Origin of the sequence: Microbacterium sp. 70-16, from assembly GCF_001898315.1 — a bacterium.
GTDB lineage: Bacteria > Actinomycetota > Actinomycetes > Actinomycetales > Microbacteriaceae > Microbacterium.
On sequence record NZ_MKTQ01000016.1, the window covers coordinates 15,749 to 41,284 of the forward strand.

The 25,536-nt window shown below is 69.9% G+C and carries 27 protein-coding genes; 3 read left to right on the forward strand and 24 right to left on the reverse strand.

Annotation, left to right across the window (positions count from 1 at the left end):
• Positions 1-48 precede the first annotated feature (48 nt).
• From argF to BGO46_RS08055, 8 genes are all read right to left on the reverse strand, one after another.
• A complete protein-coding gene (argF, locus tag BGO46_RS08020; protein ID WP_292678534.1) occupies positions 49-972 on the reverse strand; it encodes an ornithine carbamoyltransferase in 924 nt (307 codons plus the stop codon).
• Complete coding sequence (locus BGO46_RS08025; protein ID WP_292678537.1) at positions 969-2,216, reverse strand: acetylornithine transaminase; 1,248 nt, start codon at positions 2,214-2,216, stop codon at positions 969-971. Before BGO46_RS08025 ends, argF begins: the two co-directional genes overlap by 4 nt.
• Positions 2,209-3,111, reverse strand: a complete 903-nt coding sequence (gene argB / locus BGO46_RS08030) for an acetylglutamate kinase (RefSeq protein ID WP_292678539.1) — start codon at positions 3,109-3,111, stop codon at positions 2,209-2,211. The genes BGO46_RS08025 and argB overlap by 8 nt, the downstream gene beginning before the upstream one ends.
• Entirely contained in the window at positions 3,108-4,265 is a 1,158-nt protein-coding gene (gene argJ, locus BGO46_RS08035) for a bifunctional glutamate N-acetyltransferase/amino-acid acetyltransferase ArgJ (protein WP_292678542.1), read from the reverse strand. The genes argB and argJ overlap by 4 nt, the downstream gene beginning before the upstream one ends.
• The gene (gene argC, locus BGO46_RS08040; RefSeq protein WP_292678544.1) at positions 4,262-5,314 is read right to left on the reverse strand and encodes an N-acetyl-gamma-glutamyl-phosphate reductase; all 1,053 of its coding nucleotides are present in this window, start codon (positions 5,312-5,314) and stop codon (positions 4,262-4,264) included. Before argC ends, argJ begins: the two co-directional genes overlap by 4 nt.
• A gap of 259 nt (positions 5,315-5,573) precedes the next feature.
• Positions 5,574-6,557, reverse strand: a complete 984-nt coding sequence (locus tag BGO46_RS08045; RefSeq protein WP_292678547.1) for an NAD-dependent epimerase/dehydratase family protein — start codon at positions 6,555-6,557, stop codon at positions 5,574-5,576.
• A 10-nt stretch (positions 6,558-6,567) separates the two neighbouring features.
• Complete coding sequence (locus BGO46_RS08050) at positions 6,568-8,151, reverse strand: hypothetical protein (RefSeq protein ID WP_292678548.1); 1,584 nt, start codon at positions 8,149-8,151, stop codon at positions 6,568-6,570.
• Positions 8,133-8,903 (reverse strand): ABC transporter ATP-binding protein, encoded by a 771-nt coding sequence (locus BGO46_RS08055; RefSeq protein ID WP_292678551.1) that lies wholly within the window; start codon positions 8,901-8,903, stop codon positions 8,133-8,135. Before BGO46_RS08055 ends, BGO46_RS08050 begins: the two co-directional genes overlap by 19 nt.
• Before the next feature lie 54 nt (positions 8,904-8,957).
• On the opposite strand from BGO46_RS08055, the gene BGO46_RS08060 reads away from it, so the two are divergent.
• Positions 8,958-10,088, forward strand: coding sequence for an AAA family ATPase (locus BGO46_RS08060; RefSeq protein WP_292678554.1), 1,131 nt, complete (start codon positions 8,958-8,960; stop codon positions 10,086-10,088).
• Positions 10,089-10,115: 27 nt separating this feature from the next.
• On the opposite strand, the gene pheT is transcribed toward BGO46_RS08060, so the two are convergent.
• The 10 genes from pheT to infC form a co-directional block, all read right to left on the reverse strand.
• Positions 10,116-12,653 carry a phenylalanine--tRNA ligase subunit beta gene (gene pheT, locus BGO46_RS08065; protein ID WP_292678558.1) on the reverse strand — a complete coding sequence of 846 codons (2,538 nt, stop codon included), beginning with the start codon at positions 12,651-12,653 and terminating at the stop codon, positions 10,116-10,118.
• On the reverse strand, positions 12,653-13,693 hold the full coding sequence (gene pheS, locus BGO46_RS08070) for a phenylalanine--tRNA ligase subunit alpha (protein ID WP_292678560.1): 1,041 nt from the start codon (positions 13,691-13,693) through the stop codon (positions 12,653-12,655). Before pheS ends, pheT begins: the two co-directional genes overlap by 1 nt.
• Positions 13,694-13,744: 51 nt before the next feature.
• Complete coding sequence (locus BGO46_RS08075; RefSeq protein WP_292678564.1) at positions 13,745-14,662, reverse strand: amino acid ABC transporter permease; 918 nt, start codon at positions 14,660-14,662, stop codon at positions 13,745-13,747.
• Complete coding sequence (locus tag BGO46_RS08080; RefSeq protein WP_292678566.1) at positions 14,659-15,312, reverse strand: ABC transporter permease subunit; 654 nt, start codon at positions 15,310-15,312, stop codon at positions 14,659-14,661. The genes BGO46_RS08075 and BGO46_RS08080 overlap by 4 nt, the downstream gene beginning before the upstream one ends.
• A 27-nt stretch (positions 15,313-15,339) precedes the next feature.
• Entirely contained in the window at positions 15,340-16,266 is a 927-nt protein-coding gene (locus BGO46_RS08085) for a glutamate ABC transporter substrate-binding protein (RefSeq protein ID WP_292678569.1), read from the reverse strand.
• 62 nt (positions 16,267-16,328) lie between these two features.
• Positions 16,329-17,117 (reverse strand): amino acid ABC transporter ATP-binding protein, encoded by a 789-nt coding sequence (locus tag BGO46_RS08090; protein ID WP_292678571.1) that lies wholly within the window; start codon positions 17,115-17,117, stop codon positions 16,329-16,331.
• 88 nt (positions 17,118-17,205) lie between these two features.
• Positions 17,206-18,006 carry an RNA methyltransferase gene (locus BGO46_RS08095; RefSeq protein WP_292678574.1) on the reverse strand — a complete coding sequence of 267 codons (801 nt, stop codon included), beginning with the start codon at positions 18,004-18,006 and terminating at the stop codon, positions 17,206-17,208.
• Positions 18,007-18,083: 77 nt separating this feature from the next.
• Complete coding sequence (gene rplT / locus BGO46_RS08100) at positions 18,084-18,464, reverse strand: 50S ribosomal protein L20 (RefSeq protein ID WP_292678575.1); 381 nt, start codon at positions 18,462-18,464, stop codon at positions 18,084-18,086.
• A 29-nt stretch (positions 18,465-18,493) separates the two neighbouring features.
• Positions 18,494-18,688 (reverse strand): 50S ribosomal protein L35, encoded by a 195-nt coding sequence (rpmI, locus tag BGO46_RS08105; RefSeq protein WP_248175183.1) that lies wholly within the window; start codon positions 18,686-18,688, stop codon positions 18,494-18,496.
• A gap of 45 nt (positions 18,689-18,733) precedes the next feature.
• Positions 18,734-19,387: a translation initiation factor IF-3 gene (infC, locus tag BGO46_RS08110; protein ID WP_292897140.1), complete on the reverse strand. Its 654-nt coding sequence runs from the start codon at positions 19,385-19,387 to the stop codon at positions 18,734-18,736.
• 226 nt (positions 19,388-19,613) lie between these two features.
• Here infC and BGO46_RS08115 point away from each other — a divergent pair, with 226 nt between their 5' ends.
• Positions 19,614-20,024: a DUF1844 domain-containing protein gene (locus BGO46_RS08115; RefSeq protein WP_292678580.1), complete on the forward strand. Its 411-nt coding sequence runs from the start codon at positions 19,614-19,616 to the stop codon at positions 20,022-20,024.
• A 134-nt stretch (positions 20,025-20,158) separates the two neighbouring features.
• Here BGO46_RS08115 and BGO46_RS08120 read toward each other — a convergent pair whose 3' ends face one another.
• The 6 genes from BGO46_RS08120 to BGO46_RS08145 all read right to left on the reverse strand — a co-directional run bounded on the left by BGO46_RS08120 (position 20,159) and on the right by BGO46_RS08145 (position 24,543).
• The gene (locus tag BGO46_RS08120; protein WP_292678582.1) at positions 20,159-20,914 is read right to left on the reverse strand and encodes an SseB family protein; all 756 of its coding nucleotides are present in this window, start codon (positions 20,912-20,914) and stop codon (positions 20,159-20,161) included.
• On the reverse strand, positions 20,898-21,644 hold the full coding sequence (gene priA / locus BGO46_RS08125; RefSeq protein WP_292678585.1) for a bifunctional 1-(5-phosphoribosyl)-5-((5-phosphoribosylamino)methylideneamino)imidazole-4-carboxamide isomerase/phosphoribosylanthranilate isomerase PriA: 747 nt from the start codon (positions 21,642-21,644) through the stop codon (positions 20,898-20,900). The genes BGO46_RS08120 and priA overlap by 17 nt, the downstream gene beginning before the upstream one ends.
• A 62-nt stretch (positions 21,645-21,706) precedes the next feature.
• Positions 21,707-22,351, reverse strand: a complete 645-nt coding sequence (hisH, locus tag BGO46_RS08130) for an imidazole glycerol phosphate synthase subunit HisH (RefSeq protein ID WP_292678588.1) — start codon at positions 22,349-22,351, stop codon at positions 21,707-21,709.
• Positions 22,348-22,959: an imidazoleglycerol-phosphate dehydratase HisB gene (hisB, locus tag BGO46_RS08135; RefSeq protein ID WP_292678591.1), complete on the reverse strand. Its 612-nt coding sequence runs from the start codon at positions 22,957-22,959 to the stop codon at positions 22,348-22,350. Before hisB ends, hisH begins: the two co-directional genes overlap by 4 nt.
• Positions 22,960-23,019: 60 nt before the next feature.
• Positions 23,020-24,114: a histidinol-phosphate transaminase gene (locus tag BGO46_RS08140; protein WP_292678593.1), complete on the reverse strand. Its 1,095-nt coding sequence runs from the start codon at positions 24,112-24,114 to the stop codon at positions 23,020-23,022.
• A gap of 54 nt (positions 24,115-24,168) precedes the next feature.
• A complete protein-coding gene (locus BGO46_RS08145; RefSeq protein ID WP_292678595.1) occupies positions 24,169-24,543 on the reverse strand; it encodes a LysM peptidoglycan-binding domain-containing protein in 375 nt (124 codons plus the stop codon).
• A gap of 275 nt (positions 24,544-24,818) precedes the next feature.
• On the opposite strand from BGO46_RS08145, the gene lexA reads away from it, so the two are divergent.
• On the forward strand, positions 24,819-25,481 hold the full coding sequence (lexA, locus tag BGO46_RS08150; protein WP_292678598.1) for a transcriptional repressor LexA: 663 nt from the start codon (positions 24,819-24,821) through the stop codon (positions 25,479-25,481).
• Positions 25,482-25,536: the final 55 nt, after the last annotated feature.

Sequence of the window (25,536 nt, forward strand, 5' to 3'; positions counted from 1 at the left end):
ACGTCCGCCCCGCAGACACCCGCCCACCAGGCGACGCCCCGCTGCCGCCTACTGCTGACGCAGCAGCCACACCAGCAGGGCCTTCTGCGCGTGCAGTCGGTTCTCCGCTTCATCCCAGACGACGCTCTGCGGGCCGTCGATCACCTCGGCATCCACTTCGTAGCCGCGATCGGCGGGCAGGCAGTGGATGAAGATCGCGTCGGATGCCGCGAGCGACATCGTCGCCTGCGTGACCTTGTAGCCACCCAGGTCGTGCACGCGCTGGATCTTCTCCTCTTCCTTGCCCATCGACACCCACGTGTCGGTGACGATGACGTCGGCACCGGCCGCGGCTGCGACGGGGTCGGTGAACAGCGTGACCGATCCGCCGGTCTGCTCGGCGATGCGGTCGGCATCGGCCACGACGTCGGCGCGCGGTGCGTATTCGGCGGGGGATGCCACGCGCACGTGCATCCCGGCGGTGACTCCGGCGAGCACGTACGAGTGCCCCATGTTCGAGGTGCCGTCACCGAAGAAGGTGAGCGTGAGACCCTTCAGCTCGCCCTTGTGCTCACGGATCGTGAGCAGGTCGGCGAGCAACTGGCACGGGTGGAAGTCGTCGCTGAGCGCGTTGACGACGGGAACGCGGGTACCGCGCGCCATCTCCTCGAGCCCCGCCTGGGCGTAGGTGCGCCACACGATGGCAGCGACCTGGCGCTCGAGCACGCGCGCCGTGTCGGAGGGGGTCTCTTTGCCGCCGAGCTGGCTGTTGGCGGTCGAGATGATCAGCGGCGAGCCCCCGAGGTCGGCGATGCCGACTGCGAACGAGACGCGCGTGCGGGTCGAGCTCTTGTCGAAGATGACCGCCACCGTCTGCGGCCCCTCGAGGGGCTTGAGCTTCCAGCGGTCTTTCTTCAGGGAGACGGCGAGGTCGAGGATCTCGGCCTGCTCGGCCGGGCTCAGGTCGTCGTCGCGCAGCAGGTGGCGGGTCACTTCGATTCCTCCGTGGGGGTCACATCGAGCACGAGGGCATCCTGCACGGTGTGCAGGGCGCGGGCGAACAGGTCGGCGAATTCGTCGATCTCGACGTCGCCGATCGTGAGGGCGGGCGCGATCCGGATCGTCGACTCGTTCGCCGCGTTCACGATCAGCCCGTGCTGCTGCGCCGCCGACACGACGGCACCGGCGACGGGATGCGTCAGCGCGATGCCGAGCAGCAGTCCGCGCCCGCGGACGCCTTCGACCAGGGTCGATCCGATCGCGGCGATCGCTTCGCGCAACTGCGCGCCGCGGACGCCGGCGTTGTCGACGAGACCCGCCCGCTCGATCTCGCCCAGAACGGCGGATGCCGTGGCGGTGCCGAGCGCGTTGCCCCCGAACGTCGACCCGTGGCTGCCGGGCGTGAACAGCTCACTCGCGGCGCCGAACGTGATCAGCGCGCCGATCGGGAATCCCCCGCCGATGCCCTTCGCGACGGTGATCGCGTCGGGGGTGATGCCCTCGTGCTGGAACGCGAACCACGCGCCGGTACGGCCGGCGCCCGTCTGGATCTCGTCGACGATCAGCAGGGCGCCGTTCCGCTGCGTGATCTCGCGCGCCGCGGCGAGGTACCCCTCGGGCAGCTCGACGACACCCGCCTCGCCCTTGATCGGCTCGACGAACAGCGCCGCGACACGATCGTCGATGGCCTCTTCGAGAGCCTCGATCGTCGAGTCGAGGAACTCGACACCGGGCACCATCGGCAGGAAGGGCTCTTGCATGTACGACTTGCCGGTGAGGGCGAGCGTGCCCATCGTGCGCCCGTGGAACGCGTTCTTCAGCGCCAGGATGCGCGGCCGCGCCGGCCCGCCGTGCAGGCGCGCGAGCTTGAACGCCGCCTCGTTGGCCTCGGCGCCGGAGTTGCCGAAGTACACGCGGCCCGCTTCGCCCGTCCCGGCGAGGCGCTTGAGCAGCGCCGCGAGCTCGAGCTGCGGCGGCGTCGCGAAGAAGTTCGACACGTGCGTGAGGGTCGCCGCCTGCGTGGCGACAGCCTCGACGAAGACGGGGTGCGCGTGACCGAGCGAGGTCACGGCGATGCCGCCGAGGAAGTCGAGGTAGCGGCGCCCGTCGGCATCCCACAGCGACGATCCCTCGCCGCGCGTGAACAGCGCGAAGCGCTCCCCCGCGTTGCGCACGAGGTCGCGCGCCGCGTCATCCCGCCATGTCGTCGCCGATTCGAGAGCGCTTGCTTCAGCCACCCGCCACCACCTCTGTTCCGATTCCCTGTTCCGTGAAGATTTCCACCAGCACCGAATGGGGCTGGCGTCCGTCGATGATCGCCGCTGTGTCGACGCCGCCGTCGACCGCATCCAGGCACGCCTGCATCTTCGGGATCATGCCCGACTCGAGGCTCGGCAGCATGGCGCGCAATTCGGATGCCGTCAGGTGTGACACGAGCGAGTCGCGGTTCGGCCAGTCGGCGTACAGCCCCGCGACGTCGGTGAGCACGACGAGCTTCGCTGCGCCGAGGGCGACCGCGAGGGCCGCCGCGGCGGCATCCGCGTTGACGTTGAGCGAGTGCCCGGGATTGTCCAGATCAGGCGCGATCGACGAGACGACGGGGATGCGCCCGGCCTCGAGGTGGTCGAGGACGGCCTGCGGGTCGACCTCGACGACGTCGCCGACGGCGCCGAGGTCGTGCTCGGTGCCGTCGATCACGATGCCGCGGCGGCGGCCGTGGAACAGCCCGGCATCCTCGCCCGACAGCCCTGCGGCGAACGGGCCGTACGTGTTGATCCGGGCGACCAGCTGCGGGTTGACCTGTCCGGTGAGCACCATCCGCACGACGCTCATCGCCTCGGTCGAGGTCACCCGGTACCCGCCCTTGAACTCGCTCGGGATCGACAGCCGGTCGAGCATCTGCGAGATCTGCGGTCCCCCGCCGTGCACGACGACGGGCTTGACCCCCACGAACCGCAGGTAGGCGATGTCTTGCGCGAAGGCATCCTGCAGCTCTTCGGAGACCATCGCGTTGCCGCCGTACTTGATGACGATGATCCGATCGCGGAACCGCTGCAGCCAGGGCAGCGACTCGATGAGCACGGCGGCCTTCTCGGCGGCCTGCTCGGGCGTGGTCTGCTGGATCGCGGTCATGACGAGTACGCGCTGTTCTCGTGGACGTAGTCGTGCGTCAGGTCGTTCGTGTAGATGGTCGCCGACGCGTCGCCCGCTTTGAGATCGATGAGCACGCTCGTCGCCCGCGGGGTCAGGTCGACCTCTTCGCGGGGCCGGTCAGGCGCGCCCGCGCTGCACAGCCGCACGCCGTTGAAGCTCACGTCGACCGCGTACGGGTCGAAGGTGGCTTGAGTCGTGCCGATCGCGGCGAGCACGCGACCCCAGTTCGGGTCGTTGCCGAAGATCGCGGCCTTGAAGAGGTTGTTGCGCGCGACTGAGCGGCCGACCTCGACGGCATCATCCTCGGTCACCGCACCGACCACCTGGATCGCGATGTCGTGGCTGGCCCCCTCGGCATCGGCCTGCAGCTGCACCGCGAGGTTCGTGCAGACCTCGACCAGGGCGGAGCGGAACGCATCGGGGTCGGGCACGACGCCGGATGCCCCCGAGACGAGCAGCGAGACCTGGTCGTTGGTCGACATGCAGCCGTCGGAGTCGAGTCGGTTGAAGCTGACTCGCGTCGCGGCGCGCAGATGCGCGTCGGCGGTGGCGGCGTCGAGCACGGCGTCGGTCGTGATGACGACGAGCATCGTGGCAAGGCCGGGGGCGAGCATGCCCGCGCCCTTCGCCATCGCACCGATCGTCCAGCCGTCGCCCGTGTACGTGCTCGTCTTGCTGACGGTGTCGGTCGTCATGATCGCGCGCGCCGCGTCGTCGCCACCGTCGGCGGAGAGCCCGGCGATGGCGGTCTCGGTGCCCGTGAGGACCTTCGCACGGAAGGTCTCGTCGCCCGAGCCGATGAGGCCCGTCGAGCACACGAGGATGTCGCCGGGGCTGACATCCAGCAACTCGGCGGCCTTCTCGGCGGTCTGGTGCGTCGTCTGGAATCCGAAGCTGCCGGTGAAGCAGTTGGCGCCGCCCGAGTTCAGCACGATGGCCTCGACCGTGCCGTCGGCGATCGCCTGCTGCGACCACAGGATCGGGTTCGCCTTGGCGCGGTTGCTCGTGAACACGGCAGCGCCGACCTTGAGCGGGCCGCGGTTGACGACGACGGCGACGTCGGGCTTGCCGGTGGACTTGAGCCCGACGGCGACGCCCGCCGCCTCGAACCCCTGGGGTGCGGTGACGGTCACGGTGCCACTCCGTTCACGGTCAGGCCCCGATCCTCGGGGAGGCCGAGGGCGATGTTCATCGACTGGATGGCGGCACCCGCGGTGCCCTTGACGAGGTTGTCGACCGCGGTCACGACCACGACGCGGTTCGCGGCGCGGTCGATCGCGAGGCCCATCAACGCCGTGTTGGCGCCGAGCACGTCGGCCGTCCGCGGGAAGTGCCCCTCCGGCAGCAGCTGCACGAAGGTCTCGTCGGCGTAGGCCTGCGCCCAGGCATCCCTGATCTGCACATCGGTGACGCCGGGCGCGATCGGCGCGGTCGAGGTCGCGAGGATGCCCCGCGCCATCGGCACGATCACCGGAGTGAACGAGATCCGCACGTCGGTCGGGTCTGCGCCCGCTGCGGCGAGCGCCTGCGCGATCTCGGGGATGTGCCGGTGCGTGCCGCCGACGGCGTACGGGTTGGCGCTGCCGAGGATCTCGGATGCCAGCAGGTTGGTCTTCAGACTCTTGCCGGCACCCGACGGGCCGACCGCAAGGACGCTCACGATGTCGCCGGGGTCGATGACGCCCGCGGCGACGCCGGGCGCGAGGCTCAGCGAGACGGTCGACGCGTTGCAGCCGGGTGCGGCGATGCGCGTCGCGCCGACGAGGTTCTGCCGCTGCTTCTGACCGGGTGCGACAGGCAGTTCGGGCACGCCGTACGCCCACGGTTCGTGGAAGTCGCCGCCGTAGAACGCGTCCCACGCATCCCGCGAGGTGAGCCGGTGGTCGGCGCCCGCGTCGATGACGAGCGGGACGTCACCCAGGGCATCCGTGTACTGGCCCGACTGCCCGTGCGGGAGGGCCAGGAACACGATGTCGTGGCCGGCGAGGATCTCGGGCGTCGTGTCCTGCAGAGTCAGGTGCGCCAGCGACCGCAGGTGCGGCTGATGGTCGATCAGCGGCTGACCCGCGTTGGCGTGCGCCGTCACGGTGCGGATCTCGATGTCGGGGTGGGCGGCGAGCAGGCGCAGGATCTCGCCACCCGCATAGCCGGAAGCGCCGGAAACGGCGACCGAAGAGGTCATCTCTCAACCTTATTGTCTGGAAGGAGCCGACCGTCACGGGGACGGCGGCAGGGACCGGCGACGGCGACTCCGGCGGCTCGACCCGAGGTCGGGGAGCACGCGGGGTCGCCTAGAGTCGGCGGTCGCCCAGACGGACGACGCGTCGGCGCGCGCCGGACACCGTGGAGACGGTGCGAGTGGCGGCCGAGAGCATGCGGCGACGATAGCGCGCAGTGCGCGGCGTGCGCAAATCCGGCCCGGCGGGTGACGGGCGGCACTTTCACGCCGGCCGTAGGGCCGCGATCAGCGCGAGTTCCTCGTCGCGCGAGAGCCCGGCGGCACGGGGCCGGTCGAGTCCACGCTCGCGCTCGTCGACGAGAGTGCGCACGAGGGTGTCGCGCAGCGGGCGCAGCGCGCCGCCGAGCAGGCGATAGCGGGCGTTCGAGCGGGTCGCGAACCCAGGCATGTCGGCGGGCAGCCAGAGGGGCAGCGACCGCGGGCCGGCCCAGTACTCGACGCCCTGCGCAACCAGCCACTCAGGGTCGGCGGCGACGAGCGCGCCCGTGTGCGCGGCGACTTCCCGCGCGACGCGCAGCATCTCGGCGAGTGGCACGGCGTCGCCCACCGCGTTCGCGGTGCCGACGAACCCGGCCCTTCCCACCGCGACGATGAAGCCGGCAAGGTCATCGACGTCGATGACCTGCGCCCGGGCATCCGGCGCGTCGGGAATCAGCACCGGCGCGCCGGCTGTGCCGGCGAAGCGGGCGACCCAGTAGCCGAAACGGTCGGTCGGGTCACCCGGGCCGACGATGAGCCCGGGCCGCACGACCGCGGCGCGGTGAGCGAACCCTGCCTGCACCGCGGCCTCAGCGGCCGACTTCTCGCGTGCGTAGTCGTACGCGTCGTCGGGCGCCGCGGGGTCGGCGAGCTGCGCGTTCTCATCTGCCCCGGGCTCGTCGTCGCGGGCGTACGCCGAGACGCTCGAGACGTAGGTGATGTGGCGCGCTGAACTGGTGAGCGCAGCGGCCGCCGCCGTGACGTGCGCCGCGCGCGACGACACGTCGACGACCTCGTCCCACGTGCGCCCGGCCACAGCGTCGTAGGCATCCGCGGCGTCCCGATCGGCGACGACGGCCCGCGCACCGTACGGCACAGGGCGTCCGCCCCGGGCGAGGCAGGTGACGGATGCCCCGGCATCCAGCCAGCGCTCGGCGACACGTCCGCTCAGCCAGCCCGTCCCACCCAGGATCAGTACGTCCGTCATCGCACCCGCCTCACGTGACCGGGAACGCCTTGATCCGCAGCAGCAGGTCGGAGCCGGTCTGCTCGAGCGTGCGTCCGCCGAGGAAGACCCCGCCGGCGATGACCGCCGCACCGACGCCGAGGCCGACGGCGAGCGCGACCCAGCCCAGCGCGGTGCTGCCGCCGATGATCGCCGCGATGCTCAGCCCGACCGCCGGCGAGGCGAGCACACCGCACGCGCCGAGCACGACGAACACGAGCAGACCGCTGACGAAGGTCTGACCCGGGACGGTCTTGAACGGGCTGTCGCCGGGCGCGGCGACCGGTGTCGTGATGAGCGCCGACGACACGGCCGTCACCCCGTAGCCGACCAACTGCAGCCCCAGCGCGCCGCCCAGCACCGCGGGCAGCGCCGCGATCTGGCCGGCGATGAGGGTGATCACGACCGCGATGACGATCGTCAGTGGGATGCCGACGCTCGCGGCACCGAGAATCCGCCCCCACCGGTCGGCGCGCCCGCGGATGCCGCTGGAGAGCACCGATGCGAACGCCGTGCCGTCGTAGGAGACGTCGGTGTACCCCGCGATGCAGAGGATGAAGGCGCCGAAGATCGGAGACGCGACGAACATGAACCCGTCGATACCGGCCGAGAAGGCGAACAGCACGGGGAACAGCGGCACGACGATGATCTGCCGCAGGTATCGCGGGTCGCGCAGCCAGCCGGTGAGCGCGCGCGCCCACGTCGCGCCGACCCCGCCGGTCGGCATGACGCCGAACAGGCCCAGGGCTCCGCTGCGCACGGAGCGTGCCGTCTGCCGCGGTGGCGTCACGACGGCGCGGTCGAGGGCGCGGCGCCAGCCCAGCCACAGTACGGCGACCGTCGCGAGGGCGATCAGCAGCTTGAGCGCCGCGATGCCGATCTCGCCGGCGGCGAGCTGTGCGGGCACGTCCCACGCGGCGCCGAACGGCGTCCACGCGAGGATGGCACCGGCCTGCGCGAGCTGTGCCGCGATGCCGCCGGCATCCGTCGCGAGCGCCAAGACGCCGGTGATGATCGGACCCAGGAAGATGATCAGGATCAGCACGACGGTGCCGATCAGCTCCGTGCCGCGGCGGTTGCCACCGAGCCCCGTCGTCAGCGCGGATGCCAGGCGCGACGCGAGCACGCACGTGAGCACGCCGAGCGCCGCGCACGGCACGGCGAACACCGCCGCGAGCGGCCAGCGCACCCACAGGATGACCGACGCGAGGGCAGCGATCGACGCCGCGATGCCCGGGATGCCGGTGAACCCCGTCGCCGTCAGGATCGTCATCACCTGGCGCGTGCTGAGCGGGAAGGGAGCGAGCTTCGCGGCATCCACCGTCGTGTCGATGCCGGCGATCAGCAGCGGGCCGACGATCCAGCCGAGCAGCAGTGCCGACCCGCCCAGCACGGCGACCATGCGCACGATCGGGAGGTCGCCGAACGCGGCCGCCGACCCCATGCCCATGACGACCGTGCCGAGCAGCATGAGCGCCCACAGGATGCCGAAGCAGAAGCCGACGAGTTGCCACGGGCGGCGCATCAGCGTGTTGCCGAGGACGCGGTAGCGCAGCCTCAGGACTGTCGCAACCACTGCGGTCCCTCCGAGGTGTGCCGGCCGCCGACGAGCGAGACGAAGCGGTCTTGCAGCGACTGCTCGCCGCGCACCTCGTCGACCGTCCCCGCCGCGAGCACTCGGCCTGCGGCGATGACGGCGACATGGTCGCACATGCGCTGGACGAGGTCCATCGAGTGACTCGAGACGATGACGGTGCCGCCGGATGCCGTGTACGAGCGCAGCACATCCTCGATGTTGGCCGCTGAGACGGGGTCGACCGATTCGAACGGTTCGTCGAGCACGAGCAGTCGCGGCGCGTGCACGAGCGCGCACGCGAGGGCGACCTTCTTGGTCATGCCGGCCGAGTAGTCGGCGACGATCGTGCCGGCGGCCTCGCGCAGGTCCATCAGGTCGAGGAGGTCGGCGACGCGCGGCGCGATCTGCTCGCGCGGCAGCGAGAACATCATCGCCGTGTAGGTGATCAGCTGCTCGCCGGTCAGCCGGTCGAACAGCCGCACGCCGTCGGCGAGGTTTCCGATCATCGCCTTCGCCGCGGCGGGGTCTGCCCACACGTCGACGCCGTGCACCCACGCGGTGCCGGCATCGGGACGCAGCAACCCCGTCGCCATCGAGAGCGTCGTGGTCTTGCCGGCGCCGTTCGGGCCGACGAGGCCGTAGAACGACCCGGGCGGCACGACGAGGTCGATTCCCGCGACGGCGAACTTCTCGCCGAAGCGCTTCACGAGACCGGTCAGCTGCAGGGCAGGGGGCGTCTGTGTCTGGCTCATCTTTGCCGAGCCTAGCCGCGCCGCCGTGTCGGCGGCAGGTGCCAATCTGGGGGCATGCTGCAGACTCTCGCCGTCGCCGGATACCGCTCACTGCGCGACGTCATCGTCCCGCTGGGCCCGCTCACCGTCGTGACCGGGCCCAACGGATCGGGCAAGTCGAACCTCTATCGTGCGCTGCGCCTGCTCGCGGCGGCTGCGGACGGCCGCGTGATCGGCGCGCTGGCGCGCGAGGGCGGGCTGCCGTCGGTGCTCTGGGCGGGGCCCGAACGGGGCGGCACGCAGGGCACCGTGCGCACGGCGCCGATCGCGGTGCAGCTCGGCTTCGCGTCAGATGAGCTCGGCTATCTCATCGATCTGGGCATCCCCCAGGCTGATCCGACCGTCGCGAACCCGTTCGCGCGAGACCCCGAGATCAAGCGCGAGCAGGTGTTCGCGGGGCCTCTCGCAAAGCCCGCCACGCTGCTCATCGACAGGCTACGACAGAGCACACGGGTGCGCGACGACAAGTGGATCGCCCTGCGCCAGACGCTTGCACCGTACGAGAGCATCGTCACCGACCTCGCCGACGGCGACACCGGGCCTGAGCTGCTGCAGCTGCGGCGCCTCATGGGAGGGTGGCGCTTCTACGACCATTTCCGCGTCGACGCCGACGCGCCGGCACGCCGCGTGCAGGTCGGAACCCGCACCCAGACACTGTCGCACGACGGCGCGACGCTCGCCGCGACGTGGGCGACGATCGTGGATGCAGGTCACGGTTCGGCCCTCGATGAGGCGGTGGCGAACGCCTTCCCCGGGTCACGCGTCGAGATCGACGCGGCCGATGGGCTCTTCCGTCTGCGGCTGCGCCAGCACGGGCTGCTGCGACCGCTCGAGACCGCCGAGTTGTCCGACGGCACGTTGCGCTATCTGCTGCTGTGCGCGGCCCTGCTGCCGGCACGCCCCGCTCCACTGCTCGTCCTCAACGAGCCCGAGGCGAGCCTGCATGTCGACCTGTTGGATCCGCTGGCTCAGCTGATCGAGACGGCGGCCCAGCGCACACAGGTCCTCGTCGTCTCGCACGCATCGGGGCTCGTCGACGCGCTGCCCGCGGGCGCGCGCGTCGAATTGAGCAAGAGCATGTCTGGAACCGAAGTCGAAGGCCAGGGGTTCATGGACGTCCCCGCGTGGAACTGGGGGTGGCGCTGATCGCCGCTCGCGGAACTACTCTCTGATCTACTCTCTGATGACGGCGCCGAAGCGGGCGGATGCCACCGCCACGCCGGCGAGCTTCGCCTCGGTCGCCTCGGCTGCCGTCAGCGTCCGGTCGTCGGCGCGGAAGCGCAGCGCAAAGGTGAGGCTCTTCGACCCCTCCGGCACGCCTTGCCCGCGGTAGTCGTCGACGATGTGCAGCGCCTCGAGCAGCGAGCCCGCGCCCTCGACGAGCGCGGCGCTGACGGCGCCTGCAGGAACGCCGGCATCCACGACGAGCGACACGTCCTGCGTCGCCGCCGGGTAGCCGGACAGGTTCGCTGCCACGACCTTGTCGCCCGCAAGCTCCAGCAGCAGGTCGAGGTCGAGCTCGGCGACGAGCACCCGGCCGGGCAGGTCGGCGTCGGCGGAGACCTGCGGGTGTAGCTCGCCGACGTACCCGACCTCGGTGTCGCCGACGCTCAGCACACCCGCACGTCCCGGATGCAGCGCAGCGCGCTGGGTCTGCGCGACGGTGATCTCGACGCCCGCGGCGACGGCGATCGTGCGGATGGCATCCAGCGCATCGGCGACCTCGAAGGCCTCGGCGCTCTGCCCGGGCTGCTTCGCGACGCGGTGGCCGGTCAGCAGCACCGCGACGTGGCGCGGCTGCGGCGGGATCGCCGCGTCGAGCGCCGCGAGCGTCGCCGCATCGGGGCGGACGGCTGCGGCCGGCACCGTGTCGGTGCCGTAGTTGACACCGGGCTCGGGCAGGAACACCGACCCGGTCTCGAACAGCGCGAGGTCGGTGAACCCGCGTGCGACGTTGCGATGCGCGACGTGCAGCAGACCCGGCACGAGGGTGCGGCGCAGGAACGGCGCCTGACCGTCGAGCGGGTTGGCGAGCTTGACGCTCGGCACGTGCTCGCCCGAGGCAGAGCCGTGCAGGTCGTTCTGCTCGGCCGTCGTGAAGCCGAACGACGGCGTCTCGACGAAGCCGGCGGCGGCGAGCGCATTCGCGACACGGCGACGGCCCGCCTGCGCGGGCGTGAAGCCGCGGCCCGAGGGCGGAACAGGCAGCACCGACGGGATGCGGTCGTAGCCGTTGATGCGCGCCACCTCTTCGGCGAGCGTCCACTTGTCGGTGAGGTCGGGGCGCCACGACGGCGGGATGACCTCCCAGCCGTCGACGCGCTCCGCGACGGGCACGTCGAGCAGCGGCGCCGATACCTCGCAGCCGACGGTCTCGAGGGCGCCGGTGACCTCGGCATCCGTGTAGTCGACACCGATCAGGCGCGAGACGAACGCGCGCGGCAGCTCGATCGCCTCGACGAAGACCTCGGCGAACAGGGCGCCGCCGGTCTCGGTGTCGAGCGTGCCGCCCGCGTAGGCGACCATCAGGTCGGCGACGCGACGCGCCGCGACGAACGGGATGAGCGGGTCGACGCCGCGCTCGAACCGCTTGGACGCCTCGGAGGGCAACTTGTGTCGGCGGGCCGTGCGCGCGATCGAGACCGTGTCGAAGATCGCGGCCTCGATGAGGACGTTGCGCGTGGCATCCGTCATCTCGGTCGTGCCGCCGCCCATCACACCGGCCAGGCCGATCGGGCCGGACTCGTCGGTGATCAGCAGGTCCTCGGGCGAGAGCGTGCGCTCCTTGCCGTCGAGGGTCGTGAGCTTCTCGCCCGCGGCCGCCCGGCGCACCGTGATGCCGCCGCGCACCGTGTCGAGGTCGTACCCGTGGATCGGGTTACCGAGCTCGAGCATGACGTAGTTCGTGATGTCGATGAGGATGCCGAGTGAGCGGATGCCAGCAAGCGTCAGCCGTGCGATCATCCACGGCGGCGTCGGCTTGGTCGGGTCGACGTCGCGCACGATGCGCACGACGAACTCGCTCGCCCCCACGCGCCCGCGGATCGGCGCCTCGTCGATGACGGACACCGCGAAGCCCGAAGCGGGCTGCTCGAGGTCTTCGAACGCACGCTCGCCCGGGTCGCGGTACGGAGCACCGGTCGCGTGTGCGTACTCGCGGGCGACGCCGCGCAGGCTTAGCGCGTAGCCGCGGTCCGGGGTGACGTTGATCTCGACGGCGACGTCATCGAGGCCCAGCAGGGCGATCGCGTCGGTGCCGACCTCGGGGTCGAGGCCGAGCTCGACCAGGCGCAGGATGCCCGAGTGCTCGTCGCCGAGGCCGAGCTCGCGCGCCGAGGCGATCATGCCGTCCGAGACATGACCGTAGGTCTTGCGGGCCGCGATCGGGAAGGGCCCGGGCAGGACGGCACCGGGCAGCGTCACGACGACCTTGTCACCCACGAAGAAGTTGCCTGCACCGCAGACGATGCCGCGGACGCCGCCGTTCGCCTCGCCGACGTCGACCTGGCACCAGCGGATCGTCTTGCCGTTGGACTGCGGCTCGGGAGTGAACTCGACGACCTGGCCGACGACGATGGGGCCGGTCAGACCGAACCCGTGCACGTCCTCCTCCTCGAAACCGACCGAGACGAGGGATGCCAGGACGTCTTCCGGCGTGGCATCCGCCGGGACATCGACGTACTCGCGGAGCCACGAGAGCGGGACGCGCATCAGACCACCATTCCGAACTGCTCGCTGAAGCGGACATCGCCTTCGGCCATGTCGCGCATGTCTTTCACGTCCGAGCGGAACATGAGCGTCCGCTCGATCCCCATGCCGAACGCGAACCCGGAGTACTCCTCGGGGTCGATGCCGGCCGCGCGCAGCACGTTGGGGTTGATCATGCCGCAGCCGCCCCACTCGATCCAGCGCGCACCGCCCTTGAAGGTCGGGTGCCACAGGTCGAGCTCGGCGCTCGGTTCAGTGAACGGGAAGTAGTTGGCGCGCAGGCGCGTCTTCGCCTCGGCACCGAACAGGGCGCGCGCGACGTGGTCGAGGGTGCCGCGCAGGTTCGCCATCGTGATGCCCTTGTCGACGACAAGGCCCTCGAACTGGCTGAAGACGGGCAGGTGCGTCGCGTCGAACTCGTCGGTGCGGTACACGCGCCCGGGAGAGACGATGTAGATGGGCAGGTCGCGTGTGAGCATCGTGCGCATCTGCACGGGGCTCGTCTGCGTGCGCAGCAACAGGTGCTTCGCGACCGGGTCGACGTAGAACGTGTCCTGCATCTGCCGGGCAGGGTGGTCGGCGTCGAGGTTGAGCGCGTCGAAGTTGTACCACTCGTGCTCGAGCTCGGGACCCTCCGCGATCTCCCAGCCCATGCCGACGAAGATGTCGCCGATCTGGTCCTGCAGCAGAGTGAGCGGATGCCGTGCGCCCGTGCGCGCACGCGCCGGCAGCGCCGTGATGTCGATGCGCTCGGCCTCAAGCTGGGCGGCCGTCTCGGCCTCGGCGAGCTCGGTCTCGCGGGCGGTGAGCGCCTGCGTCACCCGGCCACGGGCCTGCCCCACGAGCTTGCCGAGCGCGGCCTTCTGGTCGTTCGGCACGTTGCGCAGCTGCGCGTTGAGCTGCGCGAGAGGCGAGCCCTCGGCGGTGTGCGCGTTGCGGACCGTCTTGAGCTGGGCGGTGTCGGCGGCCGCGGCGATCGCCGCGAGGGCGTCAGCGACGGCAGCATCGACTGCTTCGGGTGTGATCAGGGGCTGGTCGGACACAAGAGACGAGTCTACCGGCGGCGGGTCGGCGGTCTGAGACGAGCAGCTCGGTCAGACAGTGGTGCTGTCGTGCTTGCCGACACCCTTCTGCAGCGCGATCAGCTCTGTGTCGGTGCCCTCGCCGATGGGGTGGTGCAGCGGCCCGCCAGCGGCAGCCTGCTGCCGCTGGCGCCGCTTGGTGCGCTGCTCGAGCCGGTAGGCGACGTAGCTGAGCACGAGACACATCGCCACGTAGATCGAACCGCCGACGATCGCCGACGGGATCAGCGGCGAGTGGTAGGCGGCGTTCGAGCCGAGGAGCTTGATGACGTAGAGGAGCTCGTGGTAGGTGATGATGAAGCCGAGCGCCGTGTCCTTCAGCGTCACGACGAGCTGAGCGACGATCACCGGCATCATCGCGCGGATCGCCTGCGGGAGAAGGACGAGCGCCAGAACGCCCGACTTGCGCAGCCCGATCGCGTAGCCGGCCTCGCTCTGCCCGCGGGGCAGCGATTCGACGCCGGCGCGGATGACCTCCGCCAGGACCGAGCCGTTGTAGGCGATGAGCGCGATCACGACTGCCCAGTACGGCTCCATCTTGATGCCGACCACGGGCAGGCCGTAGTACAGCAGCATCATGAAGATCAGGACGGGCACGGCGCGCAGGACCTCGGTGATCCAGCCCACCGGCACGCGGATCCACGCGTGATCGGACAGGCGTCCGATCGCGAGCACGAACCCGAGAACGAGGGCACCGACCGCCGCCACGGCGAACGCGGCGAGGGTCGCGAGCACGCCGTCGAAGATGCGTGCCCAGATCGCCGTGTAGCCGAACAGCTCCCACTTCTCGGGACTGAACTGGCCCGTGGCCGCGAAGCGCCAGATCACCCACGCGAAGACCAGGATGACCAGGATGATCGTGCCCACCCCGAGCAGCCTGTTGCGCAGGATCGCCTTGGGGCCGGGGACGTCGTACAGGACGGAACTCATCGGGCGATCCTCCATCGGCGCTCGAGCACTCGTTGCAGCCAGGCCAACAGCAGCACGAGCACGACGAAGATGACCATCACCCACAGCAGCACGACGAGCTGATTCTCACTGCGCGGCGGCTCGGCGAGCCACGAACGAACGGAGCCGAGGTTGAGCACCGAGAAGCCCGCCGCGACGGTCGTGTTCTTCAGCAGTGCGATGAACACGCTCATCATCGGGGGGATGACCGAGCGCGCCGCTTGCGGCAGGATCACGAGCGTCATCACCTGCCCGAACCCGAGGCCGATCGCACGGGCGGCCTCAGCCTGGCCCACCGGCACCGTGTTGATGCCCGACCGCAGCGTCTCGGCGACGTAGGTCGCCGTGTAGACGCCGAGGGCGATCGTGGGCAGGACGATCGGGTCGATGCGCTCGCGCAGCAGGATCGGGACGCAGAACGCGAAGAAGAACATCACGAGCGTGAGCGGGGTGTTGCGAATCCAGTTCACGTACACGGCGCCGACCGCCCGGGCGATCGGAATCGGCGACACGCGCATCGCGCCGATGAGCAGTCCCAGCACGAGCGCGAGCAGGCCGCCCCCGACGAACAGCACGAGGGTGCCCGTCAGCGCCTCGCCCCACAGGTCGAGGTTGTCGGTGATGACGCCCATGCTCTGCCTCTCCTTGCTGGATGGAGGTCACTCGACCGGGTCGACGGCCGGCTGCGTGCCGGTCACGCCCGAGGCACCGAGGTTCTTCTCGAAGATCGCCTGCCAGATGTCGCCACCGTCGGTGAACATCGTGTTGATGAACTCCTGGAACGCCGTGTCGCCCTTCGTGATGCCGACGCCGTACCGCTCCTCGCTGAACACGTCGCCTACCACCTTCAGGTTGTCGGGGTCTTGCGCGGCGTAGCCGATGAGGATCGCCTCATCGGTCGTGACGGCATCCACCTGACCGTTCTTGAGATCCTCGACACACGCCGAGTACGTGTCGTACTCCTTCGTCTGCGCCGGCGTCTCCTCCTTGATCCGCTGGATCGAGGTCGACCCCGTCGCAGAGCAGACGATGTCGTCGGCGGTGAGCGAGTCCTTACCCGTGATGCTGTCGTTGTCAGCCGCGACGAGCAGGCCCTGCCCGGTGATGAAGTACGGACCCGCGAACGAGATCAGCTCTTTGCGGGCATCGGTGATCGAGTACGTGCCGACGTAGTAGTCGATGTCGCCGTTGATGATCGCCTGCTCGCGGTTGGCCGAGGGGATCGCGGTGAACTCGATCTGGTCTTCGTCGTAGCCGAGCGAGGCGGCGATCCATCGGGCGATGTCGACGTCGAAGCCGGTGCGCTCGTTCGTGACAGGGTCGAGATAGCCGAGACCGGGCTGGTCTTCCTTGACGCCGATCGTGACCTTGCCCGCCGCGGTGATCGCGTCGAAGGTGGGGCTGCCGTCGATCGTGACGCCCGTCGCCACCGTCCACGGGTTGCTGGTGCTACCGGTGTCGCCGGTGTCACCCGCGTCGCCGGACGAGGTGGAGTCGTCGCCGGGCGTGCCGCTGCTGCACGCCGCCAGAGCGAGTGCGGCGATGGCGATTCCGGTGAACGCACCGGTGATCCGTGACTTGCGCATGTGATTCCTCCTGGTTTCGTGTACCTGTGGGATGCCGCGCCGGTGCAGGGCGCGGACGTGTGTCAGTGCGTGATCAGCTTGGAGAGGAAGTCCTTCGCCCGTTCGCTCTTGGGAGCGGTGAAGAAGTCGTCGGGGGTCGCCTCTTCGACGATCTGCCCGTCAGCCATGAATACGACCCGGTCGGCGGCCTTCCGCGCGAACCCCATCTCGTGCGTGACGACGATCATCGTCATGCCGTCGTGCGCGAGGCCGACCATGACATCGAGCACCTCGTTGATCATCTCGGGGTCGAGGGCGCTGGTCGGCTCGTCGAAGAGCATGACCTTCGGCTTCATCGCGAGCGCGCGGGCGATCGCGACGCGCTGCTGCTGACCGCCCGACAACTGCGCCGGCAGTTTCGAGGCCTGCTGCGCGACCCCGACGCGCTCGAGGAGGATTTTGGCCTCCGCCTCGGCATCCGCCTTCTTCATCTTCTTGACCTTGATCGGGCCGAGCGTAACGTTCTCGAGGATCGTCAGATGTGCGAACAGGTTGAAGGACTGGAACACCATGCCCACATCGGCGCGCAGGGCGGCGAGGCCCTTGCCCTCTTTGGGCAGCTCCTTGCCGTCGATCATGATCGTCCCGCTCGTGATGGTCTCGAGGCGGTTGATCGTGCGGCACAGCGTCGACTTGCCCGAGCCGGACGGCCCGATGACCACGACGACCTCACCGCGATTGACGGTGAGGTCGATGTCTTTGAGCGCGTGGAAGTCGCCGTAGTGCTTCTGCACATGCTCGATGACCACGAGCGGATCGCCGCGGCGCACTGAGATGTTCGAGGTCGCAGGAGCCGGGTCCGAGGTCGCCATGGCGTCAGCCTAGGCACCCTCCCCCGGCTTCGCTCAAGTTATACACAGGATCTTGACCGAGTCGTAACCAGGCCGGAACACGGTCTGGTCAGTCTGCGGCGCGCTGCGCGAAGGCCGTTTCGTACAGGCAGACGCTCGCCGCAGTCGCCAGATTGAGCGATTCGGCGCGCCCGTAGATGGGCAGGCGCAAGGCGAGATCGACGTGCACGAGGGCGTCGGCCTCGAGGCCGCGGGCCTCGTTGCCGAACAGCCACGCGGTGGGCTCGGCGAGCAGGCCACGGCGCGCGAGGAAGTCCTCGCCGCCCACGTCGGCCGCGATGACGCGCAGCCCCGCCTCGCGCGCGCGCTCGACGGTCGCGCCGAGTTCGGCACCGACGGCGACCGGCACGTGGAACAGCGACCCGGTCGTCGCGCGGACGACCTTCGGGTTGTACGGGTCGACCGTGCGACCGGTGAGCACGACGGCCTCGGCACCGGCGGCGTCGGCCGCGCGGATGATCGTCCCCAGGTTGCCGGGGTCGCGCACCTCTTCGCAGATCGCGATGAGGCGAGGGGATGCCGCGAACACCTCATCCAGGGATGCGGGCGACTGCCGCGCGACGGCGACGATGCCCTGCGGCGTGACAGTGTCGGCCATGGCATCCAGCACCGCTTCGGTCGTGAACTCGACCTCGATACCGGCTGAGCGCGCGGCATCGCGGATGTCCTGATGACGCTCCATCGCCGCGGGCGTCGCGTACAGGTCGACGAGCGTGTCGGGGCGGTATTCGAGCGCCTCGCGCGCTGCCTGCGGACCCTCGAGCAGGAACAGTCCGGTCTCTTGACGGGCACTGCGCTTGGTCAGCTTTGCGACAGCGCGCACACGGGGAGATCGGGGGTTCTCGAGCACGCTCCCATCCTAGGGAAAAGGGGCACCCTCCATCTGGAGGATGCCCCTGATCGGTGCTGTGTCGTGCTGTGCGGTGATTACGCCTTCGGTGCGTTCACGTCGGCCGGCAGCGCCTTCTTGGCGGTCTCGACGAGCGACGTGAAAGTCTTCGGGTCGGCGACGGCGAGCTCGGCGAGCATGCGACGGTCAACCTGGACACCGGCGAGGCCGAGGCCCTGGATGAAGCGGTTGTAGGTCAGGCCGTTGGCGCGGCTGGCCGCGTTGATGCGCTGGATCCACAGGCGACGGAAGTCGCCCTTGCGCTTGCGACGGTCACGGTACGCGTAGACGAGCGAGTGGGTGACCTGCTCCTTCGCCTTGCGGTACAGGCGCGAACGCTGTCCGCGGTAACCGGAGGCGCGCTCGAGGATGACGCGACGCTTCTTGTGGGCGTTGACAGCCCGCTTGACTCTAGCCATTTCTTGTTCTTCCTATCGTGCGTCGGCGCTCAGAGGCCGAGAAGCTTCTTGGCGACCTTGGCGTCGCCCTTTGCGAGGACCTGCTCCTGGTCGAGGCGGCGCGTGCGGCGGGTGGCCTTGCCCTCGAGGTTGTGACGGAGGTTCGCCTGCTGCTTCATCAGCTTGCCGCTTCCGGTCACCTTGAAGCGCTTCTTGGCACCCGAGTGGGTCTTCTGCTTCGGCATTTCTCTTCCTTCGTTGTGGTTCCCGCGCAGCGGGAGTCTGGGCGCCTACTCCGCGGCGGCGGTGTCGGCGGGGGTCTCGTCAGAGCCGGTGCGCGCCTGGCGCGCCGCCTCCTTGTTCGCAGCCCGCTGGGCGTTCTGCTCCGTCTTGACCTCGGACTTGTTCTTGTGCGGTGCGATCACCATGACCATGTTGCGGCCGTCGATCGTGGGGTTGGACTCCACGGTGCCGAACTCTGCGACGTCTTCCGCGAACTTGCGCAGCAGACGCACGCCCTGCTCGGGACGCGACTGCTCGCGACCGCGGAAGAGGATCATGGCCTTGACCTTGTCCCCCGCCTGCAGGAAGCCCTCGGCGCGCTTGAGCTTGGTCGTGTAGTCGTGCGCCTCGATCTTCAGACGGAAGCGCACCTCCTTCAGAACCGTGTTGGCCTGGTTGCGTCGTGCTTCCTTGGCCTTCTGCGCCGCTTCGTACTTGAACTTCCCGTAGTCCATGATCTTGACCACGGGCGGCTTCGAGTTGGGGGCGACCTCGACCAGGTCGAGGTCTGCTTCCTGAGCGAGGCGCAGAGCGACCTCGATGCGGACGACGCCGACCTGCTCACCCGCGGGGCCGACGAGGCGGACCTCGGGGACGCGGATGCGGTCATTGGTGCGGGGATCGCTGATGCGGAACTCCTCTGTCGTACGGATGGATGCCACCGCGAAACGGAGAGAGTCGCGGGCGGAAGATTCTCACGTCCACCCCGCACGACGCGAACGTCGGCTGGAAGTTCTGCACCCTGATCCACTGGCGTGGCTACCCTGCGTGAACAGGGCGGAGCGCGGGACCCGGTAGCCTGGAGCGGCAAGCGCGGGTGGGATGTGATCCACTTTCGATCCGGAGCAGAACACTCCGGTGCGCCGTAAGTCTAACAGAAAGCGAACCGTGGACACGAACGCCTCCTCCCCCGCCCCTTCGGGCACGCCTGCCGATGCCGAACGGCTCGCCCGCTGGGAAGAGCAGGAGCGCGCCGCGGCATCCGCCACACGCGACATCGCCGACGTCCCCGCCGTCGAGGTCATCACGACCGCCGCCGTCCACCTCATGAGCGCCGCCGCCGTCAAGGTCGGCCTGGCCGATGACCCCGAGACGCAGACGGATCTCGATGAGGCGCGCAAGCTCATCAACGCCCTCGCCGGCCTGATCACGGCGGGTGCCCCCGAGATCAGCGACATGCACGCGCGGTCGCTGCGCGACGGCCTGCGCTCTGTGCAGCTCGCGTTCCGCGAGGCATCCGTCATCCCCGACCCGATCGGCAAGGGCCCCGGCGAGAAGTGGACCGGCCCCGTCACCTGACCCCGCCCGGACCATGTCCCACTTTCGGTTGTTTTCGGCGACCTGAACCAGCACTTTTTGGGACATGGTCCGCTGAAAGTGGGACATGGATGGCGCGTTGAGGCAGGCGCGCGGGCGGGTCAGGCGCGGGCGGGTCAGGCGCGGACGAGCTTGACGGTCAGCGAGTCGACCAGGGCGGCGATGCGGTCGTCGGCGGCCCAGCGGGCGGCGAGCCGCTGCAGGATCGCGTCGAGCTCGGCCTTGTCGAGGCCGTCGACGAGATGCAGCCGCACGATGAGTTCCGGACCGCGCAGGCGCGCCGTCGGATCGCCGTCCGCGACCGACAGATCGAGGATGCCCAGTTCGCCGCCGATCGATTCCTGCAGGCCCGCGAAGACCTCGGGCGACAGGTGCGCACTCTCCCAGCGCTCGCCCTGGCCGATCGCCCACACGGCGGGGCGGCGCAGCACGAACTCCGTGGCGGATGCCGGGTCGATGACGATCAGGTCGGTGTCGTCGGCCGCAGCCGACAGCGCCGTGCGGACGCCGTCGACGGGGACGGGGCGTGCGGAGGCATCCCACGTCGCCAGCGCCGCGACCGACGTGAACACCGGCAGCACACGGCGCCCATCGGGAGCCGCGACCGTGACGATCGACAGCTCTTGGGTCTTGTCGACGGCGTGCCCCGACGGCGCGACGCCGATGTCGCCCGCCTCGGCGAGAAGCGGGATCAGCAATCGCGCGTTGCGGTACGCGTCCACGACCGCCGACGCGGTGCCGGAACCTGCCGCGAACGCGGTCAGCGCAGCCAGCAGCGCGGGATCGGCGGAGCCGTCGTCGCCGGCGTGCGGATTCGCTTCGAAGCTGCGCCCCTCCCACGGGACGCCGGCCGAATCAGCCTGCGGCGACATCCAGCGCCTCGGCGAGCGTGAAGGCGCCCGCGTACAGAGCCTTGCCCACGATCGCGCCCTCGACGCCGAGCGGCACGAGCTCGCGCAGGGCGGCGATGTCATCGAGGCTCGAGATGCCGCCCGACGCGATGACGGGGCGGGTCGTGCGTGCCGTCACTTCGCGCAGAAGCTCGACGTTCGGGCCCTGCAGCGTGCCGTCCTTCGTGACGTCGGTCACGACGTAGCGGCTGCAGCCGGCGTCTTCGAGCCGGTCGAGCACGTGCCACAGGTCGCCGCCGTCACGGGTCCACCCGCGCGCGGCGAGGGTCGTGCCGCGGACGTCCAGGCCGACCGCGATCGCTTCGCCGTAGCGTCCGATGACGTCGGCGGCCCATTCGGGGTTCTCGAGCGCGGCGGTGCCGAGGTTGATGCGGGTCGCACCCGAATCGAGCGCCGCCTCGAGCGTCGCATCGTCACGGATGCCGCCGGAAAGCTCGACCTGTACCCCGCGCAGCTGCTTGATCGCCTTGCGGATGACGGCGGTGTTGCTGCCACGGCCGAAGGCCGCGTCGAGGTCGACGAGGTGGATCCACTTCGCGCCGTCGCGGGCCCAGGCGAGGGCTGCGTCGACGGGGTCGCCGTAGTTCGTCTCGGTGCCGGCCTCGCCCTGCGTGAGACGGACGGCCTTGCCGCCGGCGACATCGACGGCCGGCAGCAGGATCAGTTCGGGGGTCGACGCGAAATCGTTCATGGCTCCAGATGTGGTTCGGTGCTCGGACTGCTCGCCGCTGCGAGAAGGCACAAACAGAGAGACTACCCGGCCTGCGGCAACGTCGAAATCCAGTTGCCGAGCAGACGGATGCCCGCCGCGCCGCTCTTCTCGGGATGGAACTGCGTCGCCGACAGGGGTCCGTTCTCGACGGCGGCGAGGAACGGCGCACCGTAATCGCACCAGGTGAGCACCGGCGCGCGGAACGGCCGCATCGGCTCCAGGCTCCAGTGCTGGGCGCCGTACGAGTGCACGAAGTAGAAGCGCTCGTCCTCGATGCCCTCGAACAGGGCCGACCCCTCCCCCGCCTGCACGGTGTTCCAGCCCATGTGCGGCAGCACCGGGGCATCCAGTTCGGTGACGGCGCCCGGCCATTCGCCGAGACCCTCCGTGTCGACGCCGCGCTCGACGCCGTGCTCGAACAGCACCTGCATGCCGACGCAGATGCCGAGGACGGGCAGCCCGCCCGACAGTCGGCGCTCGATCATCTCGTCGCCGCGGATGGCGCTGAGCGCACCCATCACGGCGCTGAAGGCGCCGACGCCCGGAACGACGAGCCCCGCGGCATCCTGCACGAGGCCCCGATCCGACGTGAGGCGCGCGTCGGCGCCAGCCGCCACCAGCGCCTTGACGGCCGAGTGGACGTTGCCCGATCCGTAGTCGAGGACGGCGACGACCGGCGCCGTCACAGAGCGCCCTTCGTGCTCGGGATGCCGCGCACGAGCGGGTCGAGGGCCTTCGCCTGGCGGAATGCGCGGGCGAACGCCTTGTACTCGGCCTCGGCGATGTGGTGCGGATCGCGCCCGCCGAGCACGGTCACGTGCATCGTCAGGCCACCGTTGAACGCGATCGCCTCGAACGTGTGTCGCACGAGCGAGCCCGTGAAGTGGCCACCGATGAGGTGGTGCTCGTAACCGACCGGTTCGCCGGAGTGCACCAGGTAGGGGCGGCCGCTGATGTCGACGACCGCCTGCGCGAGTGCCTCGTCGAGGGGCACGAGGGCGTCGCCGTAGCGCGAGATGCCCGCCTTGTCGCCGAGGGCCTGACGGATCGCCTGCCCGAGCACGATCGCCACGTCTTCGACCGTGTGGTGCGCGTCGATCTCGGTGTCGCCCGAGGCGCGCACCGTCAGATCGGTCAGCGAGTGCTTCGCGAACGCGGTGAGCAGGTGGTCGAAGAAGGGCACCGTCGTGTCGATGCGGCTCGTTCCGGTGCCGTCGAGGTCGAGGTCGAGCTCGACCGTCGACTCGCTCGTCGCGCGGCGGATCGAGGCCGTGCGGGGGGCGGGTGTGGTCATGGCCCGAGTCTAGCGAGCGCGGACGACGGCCGCGGCGAGTGCGCCGGCCGCGCGAGCCTGTCAGGCCCGGGCGCCGCCGGGGCCGAGCGAAGCGAGCGCGTCGAGGAACGCGGTCGACTCGGCTTCTGTGCCGGCCGTGACGCGCAGGCTGCGCGGGATGCCGACGTCGCGGATCAGCACGCCCTGGTCGTACAGGCCGCGCCACGTGGCCGCCGGGTCTTCGACGCCCGCGAACAGGACGAAGTTCGTCCAGCTTTCGAACGGCTCGTAGCCGAGGGCGTCGAGGGTCGCCGTGATGCGGTCGCGCTGCGCGACGATGTCGTCGACCATCGCGAGCATGGCGGGCGCGTGCCGCAGTGCTGCGGATGCCGCGGCCTGCGTGAGCGCGCTGAGGTGGTACGGCAGGCGCACGAGCCGCAGGGCGTCGATGAGGCCGGGATCGGCCGCCAGATACCCGACGCGGGCGCCGGCGAAGGCGAAGGCCTTGCTCATGGTGCGCGAGACGACGAGGCGCTCACGCCCCGGCAGCAGCATCAGCGCGGAGCGCGAGTCACGCGGGGCGAACTCCTGATAGGCCTCGTCCACGATCACGATGCCGTCGGTCGCGTCGTAGACCGCCTCGATCACGTCGAGACCGAGCGGCGTACCGGTCGGGTTGTTCGGCGCGCACAGGAACACGACGTCGGGCTGTGCGCGATCGGTCTGTGCCGCGGCATCCTCTGCCGACAGCGTGTAGTCGACGCCGCGGGTACCGGCGACGTAGTCGGCGCCGGTACCCCGGGTCAGCAGCGGGTACATCGAGTACGTGGGCGCGAACCCGAAGGCGGTGCGCCCCGGCCCCGCGAACGCCTGCAGCAGGTGCTGCAGCACCTCGTTCGAGCCGTTGCCGGCCCAGATCTGGTCGGCGGTCAAGCCGTGCCCGAGGTATTCGGCGAAACCCTCGCGTAGCGCCGTGAACTCGCGATCGGGGTAGCGGTTGACCTCATGCAGTGCACGGGCGATCGAGTCGAGAATGTCGGCCGAGACCTCTTCAGGCACCGGGTGCGTGTTCTCGTTGACGTTCAGCGCCACCGGCAGCGGCGCCTGCGGCGCGCCGTAGGGCGTCAGGCCGCGCAGATCGGGTCTAAGGGGTAGGTCGTCGAGACTCGCACTCACACGACCATCGTAGAGCGGACCATCGGGTCGAGCCCTGCTCGAGGCCGCCCACGCTCAGCGGCCGGCCGAGTACTCCAGCGGCAGCGCGAGGCTCTGCCCCGCGACGAGCGACGCCGACGACAGCGCGTTCAGGCGGATGATCTCGTCGACGACATCGCGCGGGTCGGCGTCCGGGGCGACCGATTCGGCGATCGACCACAGCGTGTCGCCGGGCATGACCGTCACCTCGGTGAACGTGCCCGCAGGGGCACCCGTCTCGCTGGAGGCGAGCGCGCCACCCCCGGAGAGGATCGCGAGACTCAGCACGACGATCGCAGGAACGGCGGCGAGGAAGGCGAGCACGCGACGACCGCGCGCGGTCAGTCGCAGACGCGTCGAGGTGACGCGGGGCGCGAAGCTCGCGGCGGCGGTGATGTCGATGGTGGTCACGGTTCCTCCTCAGGACACTGCCTCGGATGTCGAGATCTTCGCACCCGACTCTCGGCCGGGAGAGTCGGGTACGAAGTTCTCTTCCGAAGCTATCTTCGATACAGTGTGGATGTCAAGTGGCATCCGGATCGGAAACGAATCGAACGCGACACGCGGATGCTTGCCCGACGACTCGATCGATACCGGATACGGTTTCGATACCTAGACCCCATCACCGACCTCCGACATTCGAAGACGAGACCCGTCCGGAGGCCGCGACCAAAAGGAGTTCGGCCATGGAAAAGCCGCAGACGCGCCGGCGCAAGAGCCTCAGCGAGAAGCAGCTGGCGATCCTCGAGGTCATCCAGCGATCGATCGCGCGGCACGGGTATCCGCCGAGCATGCGCGAGATCGGCGACGCGGTGGGACTCAAGTCGCTCTCGAGCGTCACCCACCAGCTCAACCAGCTCGAGCTCAGCGGGTACCTGCGCCGTGACGCCGGCAAGACGCGCGCGATGGAGGTGCTGATCGATCTGCCCGGCGCATCGACCGAGAACCCCGCCGACGAGGCTCCGTCGGTCGGGGACGCCGCTCTCGTGCCGCTGGTCGGTCGCATCGCCGCCGGCGTACCGATCACCGCCGACCAGCAGGTCGAGGAGATCTTCCCGCTGCCCCGCCAGCTCGTGGGCAAGGGCGACCTGTTCATGCTCAAGGTGAGCGGCGAGTCGATGATCGACGCCGCGATCTGCGACGGCGACTGGGTCGTCGTGCGCTCACAGCCCACCGCCGACAACGGTGACATCGTCGCGGCGATGCTCGACGGTGAGGCGACCGTCAAGACGTTCCGTCAGCGCGACGGTCACACGTGGCTGCTCCCCCGCAACTCCGCCTTCGAGCCGATCCTCGGCGACGACGCCGTCGTGCTCGGCAAGGTCGTCGCGGTGCTGCGCGCCGTCTGAATCCCCACCCCCGCCGGGTGAGCGTGGCACGGCGGCGGCGCTGCCGCGCTGTCGC

Coding starts and splice junctions, on each gene's coding strand:
- argB (WP_292678539.1), bottom strand. CDS start 3,111: ATGACCGCGATCCAGCAGACCACGCCCGAGCAGGCCGCCGAGAAGGCC.
- argC (WP_292678544.1), bottom strand. CDS start 5,314: ATGACCTCTTCGGTCGCCGTTTCCGGCGCTTCCGGCTATGCGGGTGGC.
- BGO46_RS08045 (WP_292678547.1), bottom strand. CDS start 6,557: ATGACGGACGTACTGATCCTGGGTGGGACGGGCTGGCTGAGCGGACGT.
- BGO46_RS08055 (WP_292678551.1), bottom strand. CDS start 8,903: ATGAGCCAGACACAGACGCCCCCTGCCCTGCAGCTGACCGGTCTCGTG.
- BGO46_RS08060 (WP_292678554.1), top strand. CDS start 8,958: ATGCTGCAGACTCTCGCCGTCGCCGGATACCGCTCACTGCGCGACGTC.
- pheT (WP_292678558.1), bottom strand. CDS start 12,653: ATGCGCGTCCCGCTCTCGTGGCTCCGCGAGTACGTCGATGTCCCGGCG.
- BGO46_RS08075 (WP_292678564.1), bottom strand. CDS start 14,662: ATGAGTTCCGTCCTGTACGACGTCCCCGGCCCCAAGGCGATCCTGCGC.
- BGO46_RS08080 (WP_292678566.1), bottom strand. CDS start 15,312: ATGGGCGTCATCACCGACAACCTCGACCTGTGGGGCGAGGCGCTGACG.
- BGO46_RS08085 (WP_292678569.1), bottom strand. CDS start 16,266: ATGCGCAAGTCACGGATCACCGGTGCGTTCACCGGAATCGCCATCGCC.
- BGO46_RS08090 (WP_292678571.1), bottom strand. CDS start 17,117: ATGGCGACCTCGGACCCGGCTCCTGCGACCTCGAACATCTCAGTGCGC.
- rplT (WP_292678575.1), bottom strand. CDS start 18,464: ATGGCTAGAGTCAAGCGGGCTGTCAACGCCCACAAGAAGCGTCGCGTC.
- rpmI (WP_248175183.1), bottom strand. CDS start 18,688: ATGCCGAAGCAGAAGACCCACTCGGGTGCCAAGAAGCGCTTCAAGGTG.
- BGO46_RS08120 (WP_292678582.1), bottom strand. CDS start 20,914: ATGTCGCCGCAGGCTGATTCGGCCGGCGTCCCGTGGGAGGGGCGCAGC.
- priA (WP_292678585.1), bottom strand. CDS start 21,644: ATGAACGATTTCGCGTCGACCCCCGAACTGATCCTGCTGCCGGCCGTC.
- hisB (WP_292678591.1), bottom strand. CDS start 22,959: ATGACCACACCCGCCCCCCGCACGGCCTCGATCCGCCGCGCGACGAGC.
- lexA (WP_292678598.1), top strand. CDS start 24,819: ATGGAAAAGCCGCAGACGCGCCGGCGCAAGAGCCTCAGCGAGAAGCAG.